The organism is Dysgonomonas sp. GY75 (genome assembly GCF_015234155.1).
In the GTDB taxonomy this organism is placed as follows: domain Bacteria; phylum Bacteroidota; class Bacteroidia; order Bacteroidales; family Dysgonomonadaceae; genus Dysgonomonas; species Dysgonomonas gadei.
On sequence record NZ_JADCLQ010000060.1, the window covers coordinates 1 to 24,106 of the forward strand.

Annotated in this window: 21 protein-coding genes and 2 pseudogenes; 17 read left to right on the forward strand and 6 right to left on the reverse strand. The window is 43.2% G+C overall.

Annotated features, from left to right (window positions below; genetic code table 11):
• Positions 1-225 (forward strand): transposase family protein (locus IR083_RS22240; protein WP_242052372.1); only part of this gene is annotated, 225 nt, incomplete at its 5' end.
• A gap of 38 nt (positions 226-263) precedes the next feature.
• Here IR083_RS22240 and IR083_RS22245 read toward each other — a convergent pair.
• Positions 264-2,021, reverse strand: coding sequence for a DUF3945 domain-containing protein (locus IR083_RS22245; RefSeq protein ID WP_194225985.1), 1,758 nt, complete (start codon positions 2,019-2,021; stop codon positions 264-266).
• A 102-nt stretch (positions 2,022-2,123) separates the two neighbouring features.
• Positions 2,124-2,519 (reverse strand): hypothetical protein, encoded by a 396-nt coding sequence (locus tag IR083_RS24515; RefSeq protein WP_206759871.1) that lies wholly within the window; start codon positions 2,517-2,519, stop codon positions 2,124-2,126.
• A 316-nt stretch (positions 2,520-2,835) separates the two neighbouring features.
• Here IR083_RS24515 and IR083_RS22250 point away from each other — a divergent pair, with 316 nt between their 5' ends.
• The gene (locus IR083_RS22250) at positions 2,836-4,314 is read left to right on the forward strand and encodes a Fic family protein (RefSeq protein WP_194225986.1); all 1,479 of its coding nucleotides are present in this window, start codon (positions 2,836-2,838) and stop codon (positions 4,312-4,314) included.
• Between the two features lie 113 nt (positions 4,315-4,427).
• Entirely contained in the window at positions 4,428-6,746 is a 2,319-nt protein-coding gene (locus IR083_RS22255) for a hypothetical protein (RefSeq protein ID WP_194225987.1), read from the forward strand.
• A 364-nt stretch (positions 6,747-7,110) separates the two neighbouring features.
• Here IR083_RS22255 and mobC read toward each other — a convergent pair whose 3' ends face one another.
• The 4 genes from mobC to IR083_RS24520 are packed head-to-tail and all read right to left on the reverse strand — an operon-like array spanning position 7,111 to position 11,180.
• Complete coding sequence (gene mobC, locus IR083_RS22260; RefSeq protein ID WP_194225988.1) at positions 7,111-9,144, reverse strand: conjugal transfer protein MobC; 2,034 nt, start codon at positions 9,142-9,144, stop codon at positions 7,111-7,113.
• Between the two features lie 60 nt (positions 9,145-9,204).
• Positions 9,205-10,458 (reverse strand): conjugal transfer protein MobB, encoded by a 1,254-nt coding sequence (gene mobB, locus IR083_RS22265; protein ID WP_194225989.1) that lies wholly within the window; start codon positions 10,456-10,458, stop codon positions 9,205-9,207.
• 48 nt (positions 10,459-10,506) lie between these two features.
• Positions 10,507-10,941: a conjugal transfer protein MobA gene (mobA, locus tag IR083_RS22270; protein ID WP_194225990.1), complete on the reverse strand. Its 435-nt coding sequence runs from the start codon at positions 10,939-10,941 to the stop codon at positions 10,507-10,509.
• The gene (locus IR083_RS24520; RefSeq protein WP_206759872.1) at positions 10,938-11,180 is read right to left on the reverse strand and encodes a hypothetical protein; all 243 of its coding nucleotides are present in this window, start codon (positions 11,178-11,180) and stop codon (positions 10,938-10,940) included. The genes mobA and IR083_RS24520 overlap by 4 nt, the downstream gene beginning before the upstream one ends.
• Positions 11,181-11,772: 592 nt before the next feature.
• On the opposite strand from IR083_RS24520, the gene IR083_RS22275 reads away from it, so the two are divergent.
• The 14 genes and pseudogenes from IR083_RS22275 to traM all read left to right on the forward strand — a co-directional run bounded on the left by IR083_RS22275 (position 11,773) and on the right by traM (position 23,899).
• A complete protein-coding gene (locus IR083_RS22275) occupies positions 11,773-12,528 on the forward strand; it encodes a ParA family protein (protein ID WP_194225991.1) in 756 nt (251 codons plus the stop codon).
• Between the two features lie 4 nt (positions 12,529-12,532).
• Positions 12,533-12,955 (forward strand): DUF3408 domain-containing protein, encoded by a 423-nt coding sequence (locus IR083_RS22280; protein ID WP_194225992.1) that lies wholly within the window; start codon positions 12,533-12,535, stop codon positions 12,953-12,955.
• Positions 12,956-13,068: 113 nt separating this feature from the next.
• Positions 13,069-13,650: a DUF4122 family protein gene (locus IR083_RS22285; RefSeq protein WP_317174791.1), complete on the forward strand. Its 582-nt coding sequence runs from the start codon at positions 13,069-13,071 to the stop codon at positions 13,648-13,650.
• Positions 13,651-13,822: 172 nt separating this feature from the next.
• Positions 13,823-14,119, forward strand: coding sequence for a DUF4134 domain-containing protein (locus IR083_RS22290; protein WP_194225994.1), 297 nt, complete (start codon positions 13,823-13,825; stop codon positions 14,117-14,119).
• 63 nt (positions 14,120-14,182) lie between these two features.
• Positions 14,183-14,524: a DUF4133 domain-containing protein gene (locus IR083_RS22295; protein WP_194225995.1), complete on the forward strand. Its 342-nt coding sequence runs from the start codon at positions 14,183-14,185 to the stop codon at positions 14,522-14,524.
• Positions 14,509-16,428 (forward strand): annotated as a pseudogene (locus tag IR083_RS22300) (TraG family conjugative transposon ATPase); the annotation flags it as partial. The gene IR083_RS22295 and the pseudogene IR083_RS22300, both read left to right, overlap by 16 nt.
• Positions 16,429-16,487: 59 nt before the next feature.
• Complete coding sequence (locus IR083_RS22305; protein ID WP_194225996.1) at positions 16,488-16,649, forward strand: hypothetical protein; 162 nt, start codon at positions 16,488-16,490, stop codon at positions 16,647-16,649.
• A gap of 373 nt (positions 16,650-17,022) precedes the next feature.
• Positions 17,023-18,834 (forward strand): group II intron reverse transcriptase/maturase, encoded by a 1,812-nt coding sequence (ltrA, locus tag IR083_RS22310; protein ID WP_194225997.1) that lies wholly within the window; start codon positions 17,023-17,025, stop codon positions 18,832-18,834.
• A gap of 106 nt (positions 18,835-18,940) precedes the next feature.
• Positions 18,941-19,516, forward strand: a pseudogene (locus IR083_RS22315) (TraG family conjugative transposon ATPase); the annotation flags it as partial.
• 72 nt (positions 19,517-19,588) lie between these two features.
• The gene (locus IR083_RS22320; protein WP_194225998.1) at positions 19,589-20,218 is read left to right on the forward strand and encodes a DUF4141 domain-containing protein; all 630 of its coding nucleotides are present in this window, start codon (positions 19,589-19,591) and stop codon (positions 20,216-20,218) included.
• 131 nt (positions 20,219-20,349) lie between these two features.
• Complete coding sequence (traJ, locus tag IR083_RS22325) at positions 20,350-21,399, forward strand: conjugative transposon protein TraJ (RefSeq protein WP_194225999.1); 1,050 nt, start codon at positions 20,350-20,352, stop codon at positions 21,397-21,399.
• Positions 21,400-21,565: 166 nt separating this feature from the next.
• Positions 21,566-22,189, forward strand: a complete 624-nt coding sequence (gene traK, locus IR083_RS22330; RefSeq protein ID WP_194226000.1) for a conjugative transposon protein TraK — start codon at positions 21,566-21,568, stop codon at positions 22,187-22,189.
• 56 nt (positions 22,190-22,245) lie between these two features.
• Positions 22,246-22,572, forward strand: coding sequence for a TraL conjugative transposon family protein (locus IR083_RS22335; RefSeq protein ID WP_194226001.1), 327 nt, complete (start codon positions 22,246-22,248; stop codon positions 22,570-22,572).
• A complete protein-coding gene (traM, locus tag IR083_RS22340; protein WP_194226002.1) occupies positions 22,565-23,899 on the forward strand; it encodes a conjugative transposon protein TraM in 1,335 nt (444 codons plus the stop codon). The genes IR083_RS22335 and traM overlap by 8 nt, the downstream gene beginning before the upstream one ends.
• Positions 23,900-24,106 lie beyond the last annotated feature (207 nt).

The following is a 24,106-nucleotide window of genomic DNA, read 5'->3' on the forward strand; positions in this document are numbered from 1 at the left end:
AAGCCAAAAAGCAAGTCTTTAACTGATAGTCAAAAAGAAGAAAACAGAAAAATATCAAGTTTTCGTATTCTTGTTGAACATGCCATCGGTAGTGTCAAAAAATGTCGTATTGTCAAAGAACGATTCAGATGTCGCAAGTTTGGTTTTGACGATTTAGTCATGCTTATTGCTTGCGGTCTGCATAATTTCAGAATTTCAATTTCACTGATTGTGAAACATATATAACTTTATTGAATATAATGTCTAATGAATAATAGAAATGCCTATCCTACACTCCTGCCCTGCGACTTTTTCCTGTCCTGTCCCTGGTTGACCACATTGCGCTGTGAGGCGTCTTTTTTCCGTTCGGGATTCTCGTTGTAATAATCGAGCCTGCCCTGGTTGAAATTGGCCTTGACGTATTGGGAGAACTGTTTACCGTCGTAGCCTTTCATGCCCTCCACCAGTACGGCTTTGCCATCCTGTAGTTTCCCGCGCTGGGTGGCCGTCAGCGTAACGCCCCAGACTTCGGCCGGGATCTTAAATTCCTGCCGTTCACTGAATCCGTCCGGTGTTCTGGAATAGCTTGGGCGTCCCGTCTCAAGGTCGAGCTTAACGAAGGATGAATATTCCTCTCCTTTGCGGTTGACCATATTTTCAAGGAATACGGGCTTGCCCTGTCCAAGTTCTTCCCTGTCCTGAGGGGTAAGAACCACGCCGTGCATTTCCTTGGGAATGTAGATCTCCCTGGCTCCTTCGGGTGAATCCGGGTTGTAACGCGTATAAGCCGGGCGTCCGCTGGCTTCATCGAGTTTGACGAATGCGGAGAATTTCTCCCCGTCCTTGCGTACCATATCCTCTACAAAGATCGCCTTGCCGTTATTGAGGTCTTCCGTTTGTTTGGGAGAGAGTTCCACGCCGCCGAGCAGCTGGCGGTTGAATACCTTATCCGTTTCGAACCGGAACTCGATCCCCCTGCGGTCGGCATTGAACTGCACATGGGCATTGAATTCGTTTCCGCTGGCCGCGGTCATCCCTTCCAGGTAAACAGCCTTGCCTTCTTTCAGGTCGTTCTTCTCCTGTTCGGTCAGTTTTACATCCTTGATTTCGTTCGGGATATAGGCGTTCTCCACTTTCATCGCCACGATCTCATTGGTCATCTTATCCAGGCTGACAAATGAGGGAGCATATTCGCCCGAGCGGGTCTTGAGTTCCACAACACGGCCCATATTCCCCGTTTCGCGCAGGTTCTTCTTGTCTTCCTCCGAAAAGATATGCCCGAAAAAGGGCTTGTCGAGTTCGGGTTGCTGGCGGATGCCGTGGATGCCAAGCACGACCGGGCCTGCCGCCGATTGCTGGAATGACAGCCTCGCGTCTGTGCGTAACACAGCGGAGCCGAAGTTCATGGTGATGGGTACTGCCTGGTTTGTCTTGTAGCCCCGGAGCATCTGTTCAAGGAGTCCTTTTTCCTGTAGGAATTCCTTGGACAGCCCGAAGTTTTTAAGCTGTTCCCAGTTGATCATCGCTTCATTGTAGCGGATTCTCGGCTGCTTATCGTCAGCAGGCGGAACCTGTTGCTGTTCTTGTCCTTCTGTCTTTTTTGCCATTGTCTCATCTTGTTTACTGTTAATACTTTGTTCTTTTGCGGCATCTTTCGGCCTTATCTCATACTTTTTGAGAAATTCAGCCACAGCATCGGTTTGCTTCCCTTCGGCAAGGTCTTTGATCGCCTGCTTATTCTCCGGCTTGTCCATTTCGCTGAATTTCATGGTGAGGATTCCGAAATGGGTCGGGTCTTTCAGCTGGCTCCAAAGGTTCTTAAAAAAGTTTTCCACGATATTGGAATACTTGTCTACCTTCAGGAAAGAGTTCCTGTGTTTTTTGTCGGCAGGCACGGTTTCGTATTTCCCGTCCTTGCCGAGCTTGGAGACTGCCTGCAACAGCAGTTCCATTTTGTCGAGGATGAGGATGATGTCGCTCAACTGCTCATTCTCCCGGATTGGTTGTTTTGGGGTGTCGCCCCGGATGTTTCCTTCCGCCATATTTTTTGTTTTTTGACAGGTGAATAAATAAATTATCGCTTCAAAAATAGGCGGCATAGCAATACAAAATGCTGTTTTGAAACCAGATGGCTATCTGTTTCATCATATAGCATCTTGTTTCATCATCCAGAGAAAATGAGATGAGTAAAAAACGAAAAAGGATGAAATCGTGGCAAGGTAGAAACCTGCCGGAATACAAAAGGAGAGACAGGCTAACGAACCGGGAGAAAAAATAAAAAACGAGAGAAAGAATTTGCAGGAAATGGGCGGAGCTGCATAACTTAAACGAATATGCAGATTCGTGAGGAGAGCAGCTTTAGTCCCCGGCTTAGGGTTTCTTATTCTTATAAGGCAGGATGCGAAAGACGAATAGAATATAGTATTATATATTGTAAAGGTTTTGCAATATCCGGGATAAGGGCCTTGCCATAATATCCCCCTTCCCGCTATTTTAATATGCGTCATCGTTTCGGCTTCACATGCTAAGTCCCTGATCATACCCGCAACTTGAATCTTGCTTTTGGAGCGTTTTTTACGGGGAAAATTTACAAGTGAAGCGCCCGGAAATTTTTACCTAAAACCCTTCAGGGCCTGAACGCGGAAAAAGCGGGATTCAAGTTATCTTAAAAAAGGGACTGCATGGGAAGCCAAAGAGGAGGTGTCATGGAGATGGGCGATACTCATACATTTTAAATTGCTACTGTCATTTATAGATAGAAATGTATAGTTTTAGTTTTCATAATGAAAAGAAATGCCGATATTACATATTTATAATCTGAAAAAATCTCTATTTTTGTAGGAAATAAGAATTATAATGAAAAAAAATCCTCACTTATATCTCTCTGAAGTGCTCTTCGCATCTGCAGACAAAGCAGAATCCAGAGCGATTTCTAAAATGCTGAAGGAAGGTGTGATTCGTAAAATTGCAACCAGGGTATATACCTCCAATTTGACAGATTCACCTGAAGCCATCATAAAGAGAAACCTTTTTATTATATTGGGGCGTCTGTTTCCTGAAGCTGTAATAAGCCATCGGTCAGCTTTTGAATTCCGGCCGACTCCAAGCGGGCATATTTTTTTAACATATTCATATAACCGAAATGTATCTTTACCGGGAATTACAGTTCATTTAATGGAAGGACAAGCAGGGATGCCGGATGATACCCCATTTATCGAAGGCTTATATGTATCCCGGCAAGAAAGGGCTTTTCTGGAAAATATGCAGGTCTCGAAGAAAAAAGGAGATGAATCTAAGACACTTCTCCAAGATGTTATAGAAGAGAAACTGGAAGCAATTATACGAACAAATGGAGAGGATGCTTTAAATGTCTTACGGGATAAGGCCCGGGATGTTGCAGAAAGCCTGAATATGAAAGAAGAGTTCGAAAAGTTGAATAAAATTATCAGCGCCTTATTGTCTACCCAATCTTCTAACATACTAACATCCCGGTTGGCTATGGCAAGAGCATTTGGGCAACCCTATGACCCGATGCGTCTGGAATTATTTCAGGTTTTATTCACAGAACTTCAACAGCGTGAGTACGAAACTTTCGAGGATCGTAATAATACGGAAACAGCATACCGTAATTTTGCATTTTTTGAAAGCTATTTTTCAAATTACATTGAAGGCACTGAGTTCGAGCTGAAAGACGCGCGCCGGATTATTGAAACCAATCAACCCATGCCTGCGCGTAATGAAGATTCTCATGATGTATTAGGGACATTTTATATTGTTTCAAGCCGCAATGAAATGAAACGGGTACCCCAATCGACTGATGAACTAATCCGGTTATTGCAATCACGCCACCGGATCATGTTGTCTGCCCGCCCTAATAAACTACCCGGAATGTTCAAAACAGAAAATAACAGGGCCGGAAACACCTATTTTGTCGATTACAATTTAGTCAGAGGTACTTTGATGAAAGGTTTTGAATTTTATCAGGCATTGCAAAAACCTTTCGCAAGGGCTGTTTTCATGATGTTCATGATAAGCGAGATACATCCTTTCCTGGATGGGAACGGACGAATTGCCCGTGTTATGATGAATGCGGAACTAACTTCCGCCGGAGAGGCCAAAATAATTATACCAACCGTTTTCCGGAATGATTATTTACTGGCGTTACGCCGCCTTAGCAGACAAAATGACCCGAACGTTTTTATCCATGCGATGCAGAAAGTCCGAAAATTCAGTTATAATCTGTATGGTGATGATGTTGAATCTATGGAAGATTTTTTAAGTAAATGTCATGCTTTTGATGATCCGGAAGAAGGAGTTCTGAGAATGGATTTTTAGACGTCATGTAAAAAAGTCTCAGGAATACAGCTTATATCCTGAAAAAATCCCTCGTTTGGTAGCTTGCTTCTGTTATTTTCGGAAATATTCTTATATTAAATAATTATTGAAATATGCAAAAATACGATCTTGTTAATCTGGAATGGCAGCAATTTGAGTTACTTGCTTACAATTGTTTACGTTTTGACATCGGTCCTTCTGTCGTATTTATCGAAGGAGGAAGTGATAAAGGCCGGGATTTCCTATATAATGGAAAGACAGGTTTTTGGAAAAATGAGAATGTAGAATATAAGTGCATTTTTCAAGCGAAACATAAGTCTAAGATAAATAGTTTTAGTGGTTTAAAGAAAGACCTGAAAAGTGAATTAAACAAAGTCTTTGTAGAAAATAGATTAGATTATAATTTATACTGTTTGGTAACGAACATAACTGTTTCCGGTTCTCAATATGACGAATTATCGGACTTATTCAATAATTTTATTTCCGACAATAATTTATCTGGAATTAGATTTGAAATTTATTCATATAGAAACATAGAAGCGTGTATCGACGAACACGATAGTATAAAGTGGAATTATCCTGTCATATTAAAAGCAGTTGATTTTAAGCACTTAATCGAAAATATCTTAAAAAGCAGTAAGCGAACTATTTCATCTGCCTGGCTGTCTGTATTTACAAAAAACAGGTCGAATTTTATCTATACTAATATTTTTGAGAAAGCATATCTGACTTTAGAAGAAAAGAACATATTGATTTTTTCCGGTCACTCAAAATCAGGTAAAACATTTAATGCAGAAATGCTGCTCTTAAAATATTTCGGAGAAAAGTCTTATATCCCATATAAAATCGACAAGATAGAAGACTTTGACAATTATTATGACGAAAAAGAAAATCAGATATTTCTTTTTGACGATGCTTTTGGTAAATATAATGTGGATTTATATAGGGCAGACTCCTTTAATCGTAAAATGGAGTATATATATGAGTTGGTTGATGAGAAGCATAAATGCGTATTTACCAGTCGTGAGTACATTTATAAAGCGTTTATTAATTACGCTGACAATATTAAAGGCAATTACATAACTAAAATAACGGTTGAGGTTCAATTACTCACAAAAGAAGAAAAAGAGAGTATCCTTTATCGATATTATAGAAAAGCAAATCCAACTTATAAGGCTATAAAAGAGGACGTTTTGAAGAAAATAATAAATCATAAGAATTTTTCTCCAGAAACAATAAGATCATATTTTGCAAATACTACTAACATTGGCATAGGTAATATCTTCGAACATCTTGATTATCCGGACGACTATTTGAAAAAAGATTTTGATAACCTAAGTGATGAAAAGAAAATCACATTATTATCCACATTGTTATCCTTGAATGGTACAGTACAATCTATCGCATATAGTTATAATACGATTTGTGATGACTTAAGAAAGCCTATTTTAATGTCCTTCAATGATATGTTAAATGAACTTGATGGGAGTATGCTAAAATGGAATGGCTCTGAATATGACTTTTATCATCCATCGATGTTCGAGTTTTTTGTACGGTTCATATCAAAAGACGCCTCAGCATATAGAAAATTACTTTTGTGCAATGTTAATTCCAGATTGCTAAACGTTATAGGTTTTCTCCCCGATCAACGAAAAGGTACAATCGAAATTAACGATGCAGACTTGGTGTCTTTATATACAGGATTTGAACGAATGATAAAGAATCCGGGCTTGTCGATGATTGAACTCAACACGCTTCTTACCTGGATAAGTAATTCCGACATCTTTTTATTGAAACTGAAATCCGGAGAGAAGTATAATGAGTTAAAAACAATAGTTAGAACTTTATTGTCATCCATTGAACTCGCGAGGTTTGAGAAGGAGGATATCCGTATCCTGAGCGCTTTTTTTCATAATATCCACTTAATTTACCCTGATTTGGAAATAGACCATAGAGTTATTGAAAATCTTTTAGGATGCCGTAAGGAAGAGGATGAATATTGGCTGCTTGTTTTTCGAATCATCCCATTTATGCCAAATGAATCAGCTATAAAAACAGTTACAAGAGATTGGTTTCTCAAATTTTACAATGGACTGAGAGCCGAAATAAACGCTTTAGGGAGAGAATTATATGGAAGTGCTTATCCTGATTTTGAGGGGTTGATCCCGTATCAGAAACTAATAGAAGAAAAACGTTTTAAAGAGGCTGAGTTATTGAAAAAGAAAAACAAAGCAGATTTCTTACAAAAGACTAACAGAAATTGGTTTCCAAAATATCTTAACGTGAAGGAAAAAATGAAAGTGTTAAAATCCAGTCAACCTTTAGGATATAAGCTATATGAGGAATTGATTTCTTCATTCTCTCTTCTTACTGGCCTGGAGGATCATGAATCAAATCGTTATATTTTTAATAAGGAAAAAGGATGGTGGTGATATTTTCATATATGGGGGAACTTAGAGATAAATGAAAATAATAAAACCAAGATAGAGAATGAATACATTCTGTCCGGATTTATTTCAGCCATATATATCTTTCAAATAAAAAGTGATTAATCCAAATCACATGGTTCAACTTACATTATAATTTCCATATATTTCTTCACTTTTTATCAAATACATATTTACTGCTACCGTGCAGTATCCTAACATTTTACCAATATTTCTTTGTTCTTTCAAAGGTTGAACTCAACAGCTGTTATGTCGCAATCAGTCAATAATTTCCTGTTGTATAAGTTCAATACTTTTAATTTCATATGTTGATTTGTTATTTATTTAATACTAAAAACTATGCGGATGATTAATCTTCATCCATTCCTTCCTCTTCGTTTTTCTCGCCCAGTAAATGGCAAAGGTCGGGATCTTTACGAATGCGTTCCTTCTCATCCTCTATTATGTTGATGACATCCATTTTGATCCGGTTGTAATTACGGTCTATCTGCTGCTGCATAATGTCGTTTCCGTTCTCATCCTTAAAATCATTGATTACAGGGATCTTTTTATACGCCTTAGCCTCAGCGACAACCTTTTCGTTATCCACTACAATCATGGAATGGAAAATCTTCTGGTCTATCTTCTCTCCGAAATTATCCGCCACCGAACCCACGAACATACCCTGTGATAAATTGGCGATCTTGGATGCCGGAATCAGTGAATCCATCTGTGTATTGATTGAAGTAGAAGTGTCCTGCCGGTTAATCGAAATGGACTGCCTTTTTTGAAGGACTTTACCAAAACGCTCTGACAAGTTCTTAGCTGTTTCTCCTACAACCTGCCCCGAGAAAATGTTCCCGACTGTATTTTGGATTACCTTGCTTTCCTTGTCCCCATAGTCGCGGTTTAGCTGCGAATAGTCCTGGAAACCGAGACAAACCGCGACCTTGTTGCTCCGGGCAGTAGCAATCAGGTTGTCCAGACCCCGGAAATAAATTGTCGGCAACTCGTCGATAATGACCGAAGATTTTAGCATTCCCTTTTTGTTTATCAGTTTTACAATACGTGAATTATACAATCCCAACGCCGCCGAATAGATATTCTGGCGGTCGGGGTTATTGCCGACGCAGAGGATTTTGGGTTCCTGGGGATTGTTGATGTCGAGGGTAAAATCATTGCCTGTCATTACCCAGTACAGTTGTGGCGAAATCATCCTCGAAAGCGGAATTTTAGCCGACGCAATTTGTCCCATCAGCTGATCTGCAGCACCCCCCTGCCACGCATCCATAAAGGGAGAAAGGTAGTTTTCCAGTGCCGGATAAGACGTAAGTATGGTGAATATATCGGCATATGGCTTGTTCAGAAATTCGATGGCATGGGGAAAGGTGCAATATTTGCCTTCCTTATAAATTTTGAGGTACCAGATAATTGCTGCTAAGAGAATTATTGGTGATTCCACAAAGAAGTCCCCCTGCTTCTGAATCCAGGTGCGGTTCAAATTTAACATAATTGTATACGAAGCTTCATATGCATCGGAGATGTCGGTCATAAATTCCGGGGCGATGGGATTACAGCGGTGGGATTTGTGCGGGTCATCGAAATTAATCACATAGAATTTAGGTTTTACTTCGTAATTGTGCATGTTCTTAAGAAGCTCGTTATAAGCAATCACCGACAGGTCATCGAATTTATAGTCGTAGATATAAACGGCAAAGCCCTTGGAGATCTGCTGCCTGATAAAATTGTTGACCACGGCATAGGATTTTCCCGAACCCGGTGTTCCGAGTACCGTTGCGGCCCTGAATGGATTCACGACATTGATCCATCCGTCCCATGTCTTGCCCTGATAGTAAAATGTAGTCGGGAGGTTTACCGAGTATTCGTTTTCAATCAGGCGGGTCTCCTGCATAAAGCTCTCGTTCTCCTCATTAAAGACGTCTTCCATCAGGTTGTGCTTAAGCATCCTGCTTACCCATACGCCAGCCATTAATAACAATATGTACCCGGTGGTAAGGGTCAGCACATACAAACCCATATTTACCGCGGGGGGAAAGGGTAAATGCAGTATCCACCAGTTCATAAAAAAGAATACCAGCCCGGAAAGCAGGGCCGCGTATATTTTCTCCCAGGTGATTTTTTCATTCTTGACACCCTTTGTCCCGAGACAGCTAAGGGCAAGGAAAATGACGGCGAACATTTTTGTCAGTAATAAGTTGCTGAACAAGCCCGCCGTCTTTTGAAAGTTCAGGAGTATTTTATCCGCTACCCCGACGTTGATTCCCATATCGAGTACCGCTTCATAGCAGTACCAGTAGATATGGATCACACAAAATAAAATGGATATGGCCCGCATAAACTCCATGACCTTGGCCAGTCCCCTCAAATCGTCTTCCTGTTGCATAATATATTAATTTAAATATGTGAAAATTAGCAGATTTGAAAATGAAGGATCATTTGCTGATTAAATCCGTCTTTGCTTCTTCTTTTTCTTCTTCGTTGTCCTGCGAATGAATCTCTGTTCTTCCGGATCATCCCCGTGCTGTTCGAAACCGAATATCCCGAATACCTGTTCGATAGCCGATTCTTCCGAGGCATCCGACGGGTAGTTTCCTGTAAAAGTGCCTTGCCCCAGGTTGCTATCCTTTGTCCGGTTCCCGTCCGACGGCCCGTTAAACAGGCTGTTGAACCGGTTGGCTGAAAATTCTTTTCCTAGGCGGGAACCGTTACAGGCTTCTTTTGAATTATGGTCTATAAATGTTACCCCGTATATGCGTCCTTCTTCATTCTCACGGAAAACGACATCGATACCCTGCCTTTTGAGTGAGGTTACAAATTTTTCCCGGTCTCCGCCGGAACCATGCATTGCCAAAGCTGCCTCATTCTTTATCCGGGGCTTCCATTTTCCTGCCTTGAACTCTTTTGTATTATGCTTCATCCGTCTTTCCAAACCACCGTAACCGAAGCTTTTTCCGATAAGGGAAGACTTTACCGGCGCGCAGACAGGCTTCCCTGAGTCATCCGTAATTAAATAAACAATACCGGTAAAAGGTACTCCTTCATATTCTCCTTTTACCTGTCTGACTTCGATATTGAAGCAGGACAGTATGGCGCTGTATTCCCCGAAAGTCTGGTAACGGTAGGAATTCCTTACGCTTTTAAGGATGTTGGCAATCCGGGTTTTGATATCTCCTTTGCTGTAATCCGCCTTTTTAAGGTAAGGTTCCAGTAATTCATTCTTCTTGTCCGTAACATTCTTAAGTCCGTATTTCTGTTCCAGATCGCGGCAAACCTTCATTGAGCGGTTCCATTCGTAGGTGTCGGATATTTTGTTGCCGTTCTCATCGACACAGGTGGTAACGATATGAATATGCCTGCGCCCGGTATCTTCATGCATATATACAATATACGGCTGGTCCCCATAGCCCATCCTGTCCATATAGTCTTTGGCAAGACCGGTGAATTGCTTATCCGATAAGTAATCCTCCGGCGAAGGGTTGAGTGAAATATGAAGGATGGGCTTTTCGGTATTCTTGTTGGCCAGCAGGTAATTTTCAAATGAAAGCATCGTCTGTTGAACGATCCTGTCTGTATTTCCGGTAACATCGGTAATCATCCGGTGGCCGGAAATAATCCTTGCCGTAGCATTATTTACCTTCTGCTGATTATAAATCAATGCTCCGTAAAGCGAGCTGCCCCGGTTTATTTTTGCAACCATTTACATAATATTTTTACGTTCGACATAGCAAGTGGGCTTCCTTTGTCCTCACTTACTCAAATATTTGTCTTCGAATTCGCGGGTTAATGCAACAATTTGTTTTGAAAGAAGTACCAGTTCGATGGTTGCTTTTTCCAGTTTATAGAGCAATGCCAAAGCCCTTTTTTCACTGAAATTGGTCTTTAAGGCTTTCACCGTCTGGTTATAATTATTCCCTATCATCTGGAATTGATGGTAGAAATTAGTCAACCGGATGTAATAATCCATCGTGGCTTTATCCACTTTTACAATCTTTATTTCTTTTGAAAAGACGGCATGATGGATAAAACGGCTTATATTTTCCACTTCGGATTGTTCCAGTAAGAGGCGGAATTTGTCATTTTCTTCATTATTCAGGTTGACCGTGTACCTGTGCTTTGAAGGATTTACTTTCGGTTTTCGTCCCACCTGTTTATTCTTTCTGTCCTTATTATCATCATTCATATCAGGTAATTATTAACTGTTAGTGATCTTCCGGCACGGTTTACGACTATGGAGTAAACCGCCCCGAGCCGTAAGGCGGGCGGCAAGTTGTTTCGCGCTGCAAGAAGTATTTCGTGCAGCAAGGAACACAACTTGCCATGTTCGCTTGAACATAAATTTGCCTGCTGCAAATTATTGGCAGCCGTATATATCTGCCGGTTCTGTGGGTTGGTTTTTCCATTATCGTAACTGTATATCATTTCAAAGGCAAAGTTAGACTCAACAGGCTTCATGTAAAACAGGTAGTACTATGTAACAAGACGACATACGGTGTCATATCTCGTCAGTGAAGAAAAAAAGGGAGGAAAAAAGGAGAATTCGTTTTTTATTTGCGGCAATAATGCAGGCGTGCATCAGGGTAATGGCATAATAATGCGGCAGGATTGCAAGGCAATCATGTAATGGGATAATGATGCCGCGGGGCATTGATGCTGTATGGCAGGAAGATGACAGCGCAGAATGGCAACAAGTCAGTCATGCTTCAATGCGATACTGCGATATGGTGGGAATGTAATCGTGTAATCATGTAATCATGCAATAACATACTATTGCCGCAAAATAACGAGGCATTGACGCAGCATGGTGACAATGCTCTGTCGTAAGGTTGCATCCGTGCAAGGTGACGACAATGTCCTGATGCGACAGGGCAATAACACATTGATGCTTCAACGCGCGAGTGCATGATTGCATACTTGCGATATGACAGCAATGCCTTCCTGCCATACCATGTCACTGCACGGATGCGGCAATGCAGCAAAACAAATTATTTTTTTTACTAAAAACAGTTTTAAGATGAAACAGACATTACTGGTAGCCATGTCCAACCAAAAGGGAGGCGTGGGCAAATCGACGGTAACCATCCTGCTGGCGGGTTACCTGCATTATGTGAAAGGGATAAATGTGGCGGTCGTCGATTGCGACACCCTCCAGCACAGCATAAGCCATATGCGGGGTAGGGATATGCAGACGGTTGAAAAAACAGACGGGTATAAGCAGTTGATGATGGTACAATGGGAAAATATCCGGAAAAAGGCTTATAGCGTTGTCGATTCCACTCCCGCGGACGCGAGGGATAAGATAGGGGAATTGCTGGAAGCCGATCCCAACCTCGATATTATCCTTGTGGACCTTCCGGGAAGCCTTTCCTCGGACGGGGTATTCAAAACCATTATCAATATGGACTATGTCCTGACGCCGGTTGTAGCGGACAGGATCGTGATGCAGAGTACCATGTCGTTCGCTACGGCCGTTCTCGATTACCTGAAAGGAAAATCCGGGATACCCCTGAAAGATTTCCTCTTTTTCTGGAACAGGGTGGACCGGCGCGCCAGTACGGAAGTCTATGACGCCTACCGTAAAATTATGGAACGGCTTAACCTGAAAGTCCTGGAAACGGTACTCCCCGAATCGAGGCGCTTCGATAAGGAACTCTCTGTGAAAGGAAAGCCGTTTTTCAGGAGTACCCTTTTCCCTCCTCCCCAGAAATTATTGAAGGGAAGCTGTATCGATGAATTGGCGGACGAATTGTGTAAAATCTTAAAATTCTAAGGATATGGCAAAAAGAAAAGAGGTGGATGTGGACGAAGAGCTAATCAAGTCCATGATGACCGGAGATATTCCGCGTTTGAACAACGAGCCGGTGAATGAAAAACCGGTTCCGGAAAAAGAAACGGAAAAAGACATTCCAGATGAGAATACTGAAGGGGAACCGGAGAAAGAGACCGTGCAGTCCAAAGCAAGGCGCAGGCGTGAACCGAAGGATTACATGTCCCTGTTCCTGAAGAAGAATGCCGGGACAAAGAGGCAGACTTATGTCAATGCGGATTTATATGATAAGATTTCAAAGATTCTCAGCATTATCGCCAAAGACATCAGCGTGCCTAATTTTATCGATAATGTACTGGAGAACCACCTGAAGGAATACAGGGATGAGATCAACGATATGTACAGGAATAATACCGGTTTACTTTTATAGCTATGATGGAGAGTTATATATATTTTATGGTAAAGCTGCTTGTATGCGGCTATGTTCTTTATAAGGTTTGGGCATTACTGTTTAACGGGCGGCTGTCCGGTTTGTGAGATCGGATACCCGTCAGGCCGGAGAAGGAAACGCCGGCGCCGGTAGCCGCGGCAGCTACGGAGGAAGAAGCCGGGGATGTGGTCGGGAAGACAAGGCTTGTATATCTGGAGGATCCCGGCCTGGCAGCCAAAGTCCCGGCCTATAGCGAGAAACTGGAACCATCCGGTTTTATAGGGGAAGAGCCGGAGATATCGGATGATGATGTGGAATCGGATCTTTCACCCGAACCTAAAACGCCGGAAGAGATATTGGAAGGACAGGAACGCTTTGAAGCGATGGACGATTTGGCGCCGGGGCTTGACCCTGATTTCTCCTCCGGACTCACCTATGAGGAAATGGTGAATGCCGTAGGCGTGCTAACCGTAGCCACAGACGATGAAAGGCAGATTATTGAAGCTGCAAAAACGATACACCGCATCAGGGATACCGACCTTTTTGAGTTCTTCACCAATCAGGTGAGCAATCTGGATAATGTGGAACAGTTGATGAATGACTGTCTGGATGATAACGGAAAGCCCCTGATGGTCAGGAAATCGAAAAAGGTACCGGAAGATATGGGATCTTTTGACATGGGAAAGTATGTGTGATAACTGAAAAGACCGGATTGCTTTTATATGAATAACGAAGTTTTTTTTACAGATATCGGTGACACATGACGACATATGGTGTAACACATCGCCAGGGCTTTAAATCAACGTTTTATACATTATATATTCGCTGCCGAATTCATTTTTTGTATCACTTTTTAATATTTCGACAATGAAAAAAAGAGTATTGTTTTCAGCAGTATTACTGTTAAGTACGTTGGGTGTATTTGCCCAGGGCAACGGCATGCAGGGGATTACCGATGCTACCAATATGGTGACTTCCTACTTCGATCCGGCTACCAAACTGATTTACGCCATCGGCGCCGTTGTGGGATTGATCGGAGGGGTAAAAGTCTACTCAAAGTTCAGCTCAGGCGATCCCGATACATCCAAAACCGCCTCCTCCTGGTTCGGGGCCTGTATCTTCCTGATCGTGGCGGCTACTATCCTTCGTTCATTCTTCCTCTAAGCCCCCTCAATCCCCCAAGGGGGACTTTTTGTAAACCACGAAAAAAAATTAAAAATAAAAAGAATGGAATATTCAATCAACAAGGGGATCGGCAAGCCTGCTGAGTTTAAGGGTTTGAAATCCCAATACCTCTTTATTTTCGCAGGCGGTCTGCTCTCGGTTTTTATCGTCTTTGTGATTATGTATATGATTGGTATCAATCAAATGTTTTGTATCGGATTCGGCATTGTCACTGCCGGGATATTGGTTTGGGGCACTTTTTACCTGAACGATAAATACGGGGAGCATGGCTTAATGAAACTGCAGGCAGTCAAAAACCATCCCCGCTATATCATTAACCGCAGGCGCATTATCCGGTTGGCCTCAAGAATCAAAAGAAAGGAGGATCTATGCGGAACATACTAACAGCAGCTACATTAGAGAGCAAATTCCCATTGCTGGCAGTTGAATACGACTGCATCCTGAGTAAAGACGCGGATATTACCGTTGCCTACCGGGTGGAACTTCCCGAACTGTTTACCGTAACAAGTGCGGAGTATGAAGCAATACATTCGGCATGGGCAAAAGCGATTAAAGTATTGCCGAACTATTCGATTGTCTGCAAGCAGGACTGGTTTACCGAAGAAGACTATAAGCCAGATCTGAATAAGGATGACATCAGTTTCCTGGCCCGAAGTTTCGAGCGTCACTTCAACGAACGGCCATTCCTGAACCACGCCTGCTACCTGTTCCTAACCAAGACCACTAAAGAACGGGCCCGGCAGCAAAGCAGCTTCAATGCTTTAACCCGCGGCTTTATCGTTCCAAAGGAGATGCAGGACAGGGAGACGGCACAAAGGTTCCTGGAATCAGTTAGCCAATTTGAACGCATTATCAATGACTCGGGGTTTGTAAAGTTAAGCAGGCTGACTACCGGTGAGATTGCAGGAACAGATAAAGAGGCAGGCATTATCGAAAAGTATTTCTCCCTGTCGCAGGAAGATACCACTTGTTTGCAGGATATGGCACTTCATTCAGGTGAAATGAAGATCGGCGATAAGTATATGTGTCTGCATACGCTTTCCGATACCGAAGATCTACCGAACAATGTACAGACCGATATTCGCTATGAACGATTATCTACCGATAGAAGTGATTGCCGTTTGTCTTTTGCTGCACCCATTGGTGTACTACTTTCGTGTAACCACATCGTGAATCAGTTTATTTTTATTGATGACCATGCGGAAAACCTGAAACGCTTTGAAAGGCAGGCAAGGAATATGCACTCCTTATCAAGGTACAGCCGTTCAAACCAGATTAACAAGCAGTGGATCGAAGAGTATCTCAATGATGCCCATAGCTTCGGATTAACCTCCGTGCGCTGCCATGTCAATGTAATGGCATGGAGTGAAGACAGGGAAGAGCTATCCCGGATAAAGAACGATGCAGGCAGCCAGCTGGCATTGATGGAATGTAAGCCCCGGCATAACACGGTCGATACGCCGACTCTGTTCTGGGCAGGCATTCCGGGCAACCAGGGGGATTTTCCAAGCGAGGAATCGTTCTATACTTTTATCGAACAGGCTTTGTGCTTCTTTGTGGAAGAAACAAACTACAAATCTTCCCCATCTCCTTTCGGTATCAAGATGGTAGATCGGGTAACGGGCAAGCCGCTGCATGTGGATATATCCGACCTGCCTATGAAGAAAGGGATTATCACCAACCGGAACAAGTTCGTGTTGGGACCTTCGGGTAGCGGAAAGTCCTTTTTTATGAACCACCTCGTCCGCCAATACTGGGAACAGGGTACGCATGTTGTCCTAGTCGATACGGGTAACTCTTATCAGGGTTTGTGTGAAATGATCCGCAGCAAGACAAAAGGGGAAGACGGGATTTACTTTACCTATACCGAAGAAAAGCCGATCTCGTTTAATCCGTTCTATACCGGAGACAATCAGTTTGATGTGGAGAAAAAGGACAGTTTGAAAACCCTATTGCTGACTCTCTGGAAAAGCGAGGATGATAAAATCACAAAAACCGAATCGGGAGAGCTTGGCAGCGCTGTGGATGAGTATATCACAAAGATACAGACTGACCGGAGTATTGTCCCAAGCTTCAATACCTTCTATGAGTTTATGCGTGATGAGTATAAGGTTGCATTGAGGGAAAGGGAGATAGAGGTTAGCAAAGCGGATTTCAACATCGATAACCTGCTGACAACGCTCCGGCAGTATTACAAAGGCGGACGCTTTGACTTCCTGCTGAACTCGGACAAGGAACTGGATCTACTCAACAAACGGTTTATAGTATTCGAAATTGATGCCATAAAGGGTGCGCCCGTCAAGGCAGCATAAGAAATGTCCTTTGGCAAGGACTAGGTAAGTGTTCTTTGAAAAACCTATCATCACCCGGCTTATCTGAAAGGGAAATTAACTGGACAGGGAGTGTAGCATGCCGGGACGACCATAAGTCAGCCAGTTATCAGGCTGCGACTGAATGGGTTGATGAAAAGACAGTTATGAGGATAAAATCTGGATTGATTGAACGATAATCCGAGCGGTATTAGGCTGTACCTGCGACGTTAAGATAACTATACTCGTCGTACTGTGATTCGCTTTTTCCAGTCCTTGAGGAGGAAGTGCAGGAACTAATCACAGCGCAACTACAATATGTGGTAAAGGATGAAAGTCGTATCCGACACTCTGTCGTGCCAGAGACTATGTATAGTCTCATAGTTCTTTATGTATGCAAACGGGGATTACCTAAACCGGAAAGCCAGTTGTAAGGCTATGGGGGCAGCCCCTGAATATCCGGAGTGGTAACGGAGCCTCCGTAGTAGTCCGAGCAGGGTAATGACCTGTACATGGCGAAGGGGGGCAGCTAAAGTAGTTTTAATACAATTAACGAAAAATGTGAGAGACATTATGAGAGATTCAGAAAGAGTATTAAACAGTCTGACGAAACATAGCAAGCTTTCAACGTATAAGTATGAAAGACTCTATCGTGTTTTGTTCAATGAAGAGATGTATTATGTTGCCTACCAGCACATTTATGCAAAGCCGGGCAATATGACACCGGGTTCTGACGGAAAAACAATAAACGGAATGAACCTTACTCGCATTGAGAAACTGATACAATCGTTGAAAGACGAGAGTTATCAGCCCCAACCCTCAAGAAGAACGTACATACCAAAGAAAAACGGGAAAGTACGTCCTTTGGGAATACCAGCTTTTGATGACAAATTATTGCAAGAGGTAATCAGGATGATTCTCGAAGCCATTTATGAAGGACATTTTGAAAACTGTTCCTACGGCTTCAGACCCAAACGAAGTTGCCATACTGCATTAAGCCAGATTCAAAAGTCATTCAACGGCGCAAAATGGTTCGTTGAAGGAGACATTAAAGGTTTCTTTGATAATATCGATCATAATATTATGATTGATATACTAAGAGAACGTATCTCCGATGAACGATTCCTGTGTCTGATTCGAAAATTCCTGAACGCAGGGTATATCGAAGATTGGCAATTTCATAAGAGCCACAGCGGAACACCGCAAGGTGGTATTGTCAGCCCAATACTGGCAAATATTTATCTGGATAAACTGGATAAGTACATGATGGAATACATCCGAAAATTCGATAAAGGGGAAAACCGCAAAACAAACAAAGAGCGTATCCAATACGAATATGGGAAAAGGCTTGCTGTAGCGAAACTAAAAAGTGTAGCTGACAAAGATGAAAGAAAAACAATTATCAAACAGATTAAAGCATTTGACAGGTCAAGAGCCTCAATCTCATGTGGAGAGGAAATGGATTGCGATTACAGACGAATGAAATATGTGAGGTATGCAGATGATTTTCTTATTGGAATAATCGGTAGTAAAGAAGACAGTCAAAAGGTCAAAGAGGATATTAAGAATTTTCTTCAATCCAAACTGAAACTTGAACTCTCTGATGAGAAAACTTTGATTACCTATTCGGAAAAATCCGCAAAATTCCTCGGATATGAAATCTATGTCCGTAAATCCAATCTTACCAAAAGGAATAAAAGTGGTCGTCTAATGAGAGCCTTTAACAAAAAGGTATATCTAAAGCTGACAACGGATGTGATGAAGAAGAAATTGCTCGAATATGGTGTATTACAAATCAAAACACACAATGGTAAAGAGCGATGGAAACCCAAAGCCCGGGTTCAGTTCATAAACAATGACGACCTTGAAATCCTTGATAGGTATAACTCTGAAATCAGAGGTTTCTATAATTATTATTCAATTGCTAACAACTGTTCGATAATGCACGCCTTTAAGTATATTATGGAATACAGTATGTACAAAACTTTTGCATGTAAGTACAGAACAACTGTTGTAAAGATTGCTCGTAAGTATAAGCAAAACAAAGTATTTACCGTACACTTCAAAACCCGAAAAGGCGAAAGCAAAATCAGAGTCTTTTACAACGAAGGTTTCAAACGAAAAACCCAAAACTATCAGTCATGGGTGGATAACCTCGCAATAACATACACGACCAGTACAACTAGCTTAACCGACAGGTTGAAAGCCAAGAAGTGCGAACTGTGTGGTGCTGCGGATAAGAAACTACATATGCATCATGTAAGAAAACTCAAAGGTTTAGATAAGAAAAAGCCTTGGGAAAGACACATGATTGCACGACGTAGAAAAACAATCGCGCTCTGTGCGAGTTGCCACAAATTGACTGACATTGGAAAACAAGACTGATACTTTAGTGGAGAGCCGGATACGCTGGAAGGTGTACGTCCGGTTCGGAGGCGAGTGCTTGGAAACCGACTATAGTAATATGGAACGGCGCCGGGTGCTTAGCCTACAGAACCGCGAGCTTTTTCCGGTGGTCACTATCATCATTATGGAAGCATTTATTTCGAAAATGAGAAAGCTCAAAGGTATCCGGAAACAATTCATCTGTGAAGAAGCCTGGAAGGCTCTTTCCTCCCCGAATATGGCCGATTATTTAAAGTATCTCTATAAAACCGTTCGTAAATTCTTCGGAGAGGCAATCGTTGTTACACAGGAAGTTGACGATATTATTTCATCTCCGATTGTCAAGGATGCCATTATCAACAATTCCGATTGTAAGATACTTTTAGACCAGCGCAAGTATATGAATAAGTTTGATTCAATACAGGCATTGCTCGGATTGACAGAGAAGGAAAAGGCTCAGATCCTTTCCATTAATATGTCGAATAATCCGGGCCGAATCTATAAAGAGGTCTGGATCGGGTTAGGAGGAGCACAATCGGCTGTTTATGCTACTGAAGTTTCTAAATCGGAATATTTGGCTTACACCACAGAGGAAACCGAAAAACTGGAAGTGATGCAGTTAGCCGAAAAACTGGATGGTGATATAGAACTGGCCATCAAACAACTGGCGGAGCGCACGTAGCCTCCAATCTACAAAGAGAGACTTGACTGGCGGGTCTCTATCAATCATTTTTCTTACTAAAATAAATTTAATATGAGAACAAAAATCTTCATGTTGTGCGTGAGCTGCATGCTTACGGCAACGCAGGCAAAAGCCCAGTGGGCGGTGTTTGACCCTTCAAACCTGGCACAGAGCATTGTCAATACGACCCGCAACGTCACCCAGACCACGACGACGGCCACAAATATGGTCAAAAGTTTTCAGGAGGTTCAAAAGGTCTATAACCAGTCAAAACAGTATTATGACGCGTTGAAGGCTGTAAACGGACTGGTCAAGGACGCCAAAAAAGTGCAGAAGACCATCCTGATGGTAGGCGAGATATCGGATATCTATGTCAATAACTTCCAAAAGATGCTGTCCGATCCCAATTATTCGGCAGAGGAACTCAATGCCATTGCCAACGGCTATGCGAAGCTGTTGGAGCAAAGCGGCGATGTGCTGAACGAACTGAAAGGGGTGGTGAATATCAGTACGCTCTCCCTTTCGGATAAGGACCGTATGGATGTAGTCAACAGCTGCCATGATTCGATGCTGGAATACCGGAACCTTGTCCGCTACTATACGAACAAGAATATCGGGGTATCTTATCTAAGGGCTAAGAAGAAAGGCGAAACAGCCCGGATAAATGCCTTATACGGCAATCCTTCCGAACGCTACTGGTAGTTTCAGTCAACAGTCAACAGTTATCAGTTATCAGTTAACAAATGACTCAATATGCAGATGTAGTGATACCAGTACAAAAGGTATTCATATTGGCACATCGGCACATTCTCACATTAAAAAATTAAAAAAACATGGATTTCGATCAATTTCACCAGACACTGCGTACGCTGTACGACCAGATGATGCCCCTGTGCGGTAACATGATCGGCATAGCCAAAGGAATTGCCGGGCTGGGAGCCCTGTTCTATGTCGCTTACCGTGTATGGCAATCCCTGTCGCGGGCGGAACCGGTAGATGTGTATCCGCTTCTTCGTCCTTTCGCCATCGGCCTGTGTATTATGTTCTTTCCTTCTGTCGTACTCGGAACCATCAACAGCATAATGAGTCCCGTGGTACAGGGAACCAACGGGATGCTGCAATCCGAAACACTGGATATGCAGAAGTATGCGCAGATCAAGGACAAGCTGGAATACGAGGCCATGCGGAGAAACCCGGAGACCGCCTACCTGGTAGACAACGATATCTTTGAGGAGAGGCTGGATCAGTTGGGGATTACCGATGCAGGGGAGATAGCAGGCATGTATATCGAACGGGGATTGTACCAGACCAAGAAATGGATACGCGAAGCTTTCCGGGAGGTATTGGAAATCATTTTCAAGGCGGCGGCTTTGATTATCGACGTAATACGCACCTTCTTCCTGATTGTCCTTTCGATCCTCGGACCACTTGCGTTTGCCATCTCGGTATGGGACGGCTTCCAATCGACGCTTACCCAATGGATCACCCGCTATATCTCCGTGTACCTGTGGCTGCCTGTATCCGACCTGTTCAGCACGATACTGGCAAGGCTTCAATCGCTGATGCTGCAATCGGATATCGAGCGTATGCAGGCCGACCCCAACTTTTCACTGGATAGCTCAGACGCGATTTATATAGTTTTTCTTATAATCGGCATTGTCGGCTATTTCACAATCCCTACGGTTGCCGGATGGATTATCTCGGCGGGCGGCATGGGCAATTTCGGCAAGAATGTGAACAGCACGGCTACCAGGGGTGCTGCAATAGCAGGCGGCGCAGCGGGAGCAGCCACGGGGAATATAGCGGGAAGGTTAAAAGGTAGCGGAAGCAGCAGTTCCGGAGGAAACAGCGGAAACTCCGGCTCCCCGGGAAAAACTCAATGAGCCAATTAAACTGGTATATGGGCAGATTGGCTAACACCGAACATTGTATCGGATATTAGCGAATTGCTTTCATACAAGGTGTTTGGCTCCGCCGGTTTTCAATTCATTTCCGAAACAACGTTCGGCGGAGCCAATTTGCTAATTATCAAATTTTCAAATTAAAAACATGGAATTTAAATCATTAAAAAATATTGAATCGAGCTTTAAACAGCTCCGCATCTTCGGCATTGCCTTCCTGTGCCTGTGCGCTGTTGTAGCCGGCTACTCCGTCTGGAGCGCCTACGGCTTTGCGGAAGCGCAACGGCAAAAGATCTATGTGCTGGACAATGGAAAATCATTGATGCTCGCCCTGTCGCAGGACCTGTCGCAAAACAGGCCTGTGGAAGCCCGCGAACACGTCAAACGGTTTCATGAACTCTTCTTCACCTTGTCTCCCGATAAGGCGGCTATCGAAAGCAATATCCAAAGGGCGTTGTTCCTCTCTGATAAAAGCGCTTTCAATTACTATAAGGACTTATCGGAGAAGGGATTTTATAACCGCATCATCTCCGGGAATATCAACCAGGCCATACAGATAGACAGCATTTCCTGCAATCTGGATACATACCCTTATCAGGTGAATACTTATGCACGGCAGATGATTATCCGGGAGAGCAATATCACGGAACGTAGTTTGGTAACTACTTGCAGACTTCTGAACTCCGTCCGCTCGGATAACAATCCGCAGGGGTTTACCATCGAAGGTTTTGAGATACAAGAGAATAAGGATTTAAGGGTATTGGATAGATAACCACCTCCCCCCATCCCCCTCCAATAGAGGGGGAGATGGGTAACCCACGAAAAATTATGAAAGAGCGAATAAAAGAACTGGGGTATTGGTTTGAGGACAGGCTCAAAGACCTCTGTGGAGAGATCACTCCCGACAAGCGGCTGACAGTTATTCTGATAATGCTTTTCTTGTTCACGATCCTCAATCTCTACTTCACATTTACATCCATTGCAAATTGGGGCAGGGAACAGGAACGCAAAGAACAACTCAAGATAGAGCATATCAAGAAGCTGGAATTAGAAAGGACAAAGTCAGGCAAGTGGGATTCCAGATTTATGGATTCGGAAATAGACACTTCGGCTTTGGATAGTATAAACATTGAAAAGAAGAAAAATTATGGCTGATAAACCAGGACTAAGCGAAAGCCAGAAGCAAAAGCTAAAGAAATATGCGGTTTACGCATTGATGGCTGTTATTTGCGCGGGCTGCATGTGGCTGATATACTCCCCATCGGAAGAAGACCAGGCCAAAGAGCAGACGGGCACGGGCTTTAACGCCGATATCCCCGACCCGAAAAAGGAGGGTATCGTCGGCGACAAGATGAGCGCCTATGAACAGGAACAGGCGGAACAACGGCAAAAAGAGCGGATGCAGTCTTTGCAGGGCTATGCTGATATGCTGGAGGGTTCCAAAGGTGAAAAGGCAACAATCGATTTGGCTGATGAAACAAAGGACAGTCGGCAGGCAACAACTAAAAAAGAGAAAGCGCCCATCGATAACTCCGTTTCCGCCTACCGGGACATGAACCGTACATTGGGTAATTTCTATGAAAAGCCCAATAACGATCCCGAAAAGGAAGAAATGAAGAAGAAGCTGGAGGAGCTGGAAGCGAAGCTCAATGAAAAAGATGGCAAGCAATCTGCAATGGACGAGCAACTGGCTCTGATGGAAAAATCCTACGAGATGGCAGCCAGGTATATGCCGCAGACGCAGAATCAGGGAGAGCCGTTTCCGGGAAACGGCAATTCCCTGAAAAGCAGGATTGAGAATTACGGGAAGGATGCTTCGTCTCAAAATAAAAAGGCAACGGTCAGCCCTGTCCGGCAGGTACAAAAGAATACGGTATCGTCACTGGCCCAAAGCATGAGTAACGAAGACCTGTTCCAAATGTATGACCAGCCCCGCAACACAGGCTTCCATACGGTGGGCAGTGAAACCGGAGTAAGCGCCAAAAATACGATCCCTGCCGTTATCCATGAAGACCAGGCCCTTATTGACGGGCAGGCGGCACGCTTGCGGCTGACCGGACCATTGATGGCGGGAACAACGCTGATACCTGAAAATACCATCCTGACAGGGATTGCCAAGGTACGGGGCGAACGGCTGGATATTCAAATCGTATCGATCGAGTACCAGGGAACAATTATCTCTGTGGAGATGACAGCCTATGATACGGACGGGCAGAAAGGCATCCATATCCCCGGCTCGTTGGAAATGGACGCGGCAAAGGAGATTATGGCCAATATTGGAGGTAGCGTGGGAACAGGCTTTACCATGACGCAGAGCGCGGGTGCGCAGGTCACATCCGACCTAAGCAAGGGAGCCATACAGGGCGTATCGGCTTATCTGCAGAAAAAGATAAAGCAGGTCAAGGTAACGCTCAAGGCAGGCTATAAGCTAATGCTTATGCCAGTTAACAGCATACCAATCCGGCGCTCCGGATTAAAATAATGAAGAAACGTCCTGGATGCTTACCTTGCGTGAGTTTTTGCAGCCCAGGCCGAAGTTTACAATGGTGTTTCGAACCCCATGAACAGCATGGCTTAAACCACAGAAGGTAAAATAATTGGTGATACTTTTCAAAGGTAATCCCGCTTAAGAGTTTAGATTTAGACAATGTGGTTTAGCAAAAACTATAACCATAAAAACTAAAAATAT

Excerpts from the sequence above, each read along its gene's own strand:
- IR083_RS24520 (WP_206759872.1), bottom strand. The coding sequence starts at position 11,180 with ATGATATACAGTTACGATAATGGAAAAACCAACCCACAGAACCGGCAG.
- mobA (WP_194225990.1), bottom strand. The coding sequence starts at position 10,941 with ATGAATGATGATAATAAGGACAGAAAGAATAAACAGGTGGGACGAAAA.
- IR083_RS22255 (WP_194225987.1), top strand. The coding sequence starts at position 4,428 with ATGCAAAAATACGATCTTGTTAATCTGGAATGGCAGCAATTTGAGTTA.
- traK (WP_194226000.1), top strand. The coding sequence starts at position 21,566 with ATGGAATTTAAATCATTAAAAAATATTGAATCGAGCTTTAAACAGCTC.
- IR083_RS22275 (WP_194225991.1), top strand. The coding sequence starts at position 11,773 with ATGAAACAGACATTACTGGTAGCCATGTCCAACCAAAAGGGAGGCGTG.
- IR083_RS22320 (WP_194225998.1), top strand. The coding sequence starts at position 19,589 with ATGAGAACAAAAATCTTCATGTTGTGCGTGAGCTGCATGCTTACGGCA.
- traM (WP_194226002.1), top strand. The coding sequence starts at position 22,565 with ATGGCTGATAAACCAGGACTAAGCGAAAGCCAGAAGCAAAAGCTAAAG.
- IR083_RS22280 (WP_194225992.1), top strand. The coding sequence starts at position 12,533 with ATGGCAAAAAGAAAAGAGGTGGATGTGGACGAAGAGCTAATCAAGTCC.
- IR083_RS24515 (WP_206759871.1), bottom strand. The coding sequence starts at position 2,519 with ATGATCAGGGACTTAGCATGTGAAGCCGAAACGATGACGCATATTAAA.
- ltrA (WP_194225997.1), top strand. The coding sequence starts at position 17,023 with ATGAGAGATTCAGAAAGAGTATTAAACAGTCTGACGAAACATAGCAAG.
- mobC (WP_194225988.1), bottom strand. The coding sequence starts at position 9,144 with ATGCAACAGGAAGACGATTTGAGGGGACTGGCCAAGGTCATGGAGTTT.
- mobB (WP_194225989.1), bottom strand. The coding sequence starts at position 10,458 with ATGGTTGCAAAAATAAACCGGGGCAGCTCGCTTTACGGAGCATTGATT.
- IR083_RS22295 (WP_194225995.1), top strand. The coding sequence starts at position 14,183 with ATGGAATATTCAATCAACAAGGGGATCGGCAAGCCTGCTGAGTTTAAG.
- traJ (WP_194225999.1), top strand. The coding sequence starts at position 20,350 with ATGGATTTCGATCAATTTCACCAGACACTGCGTACGCTGTACGACCAG.
- IR083_RS22290 (WP_194225994.1), top strand. The coding sequence starts at position 13,823 with ATGAAAAAAAGAGTATTGTTTTCAGCAGTATTACTGTTAAGTACGTTG.
- IR083_RS22250 (WP_194225986.1), top strand. The coding sequence starts at position 2,836 with ATGAAAAAAAATCCTCACTTATATCTCTCTGAAGTGCTCTTCGCATCT.
- IR083_RS22245 (WP_194225985.1), bottom strand. The coding sequence starts at position 2,021 with ATGGCGGAAGGAAACATCCGGGGCGACACCCCAAAACAACCAATCCGG.
- IR083_RS22335 (WP_194226001.1), top strand. The coding sequence starts at position 22,246 with ATGAAAGAGCGAATAAAAGAACTGGGGTATTGGTTTGAGGACAGGCTC.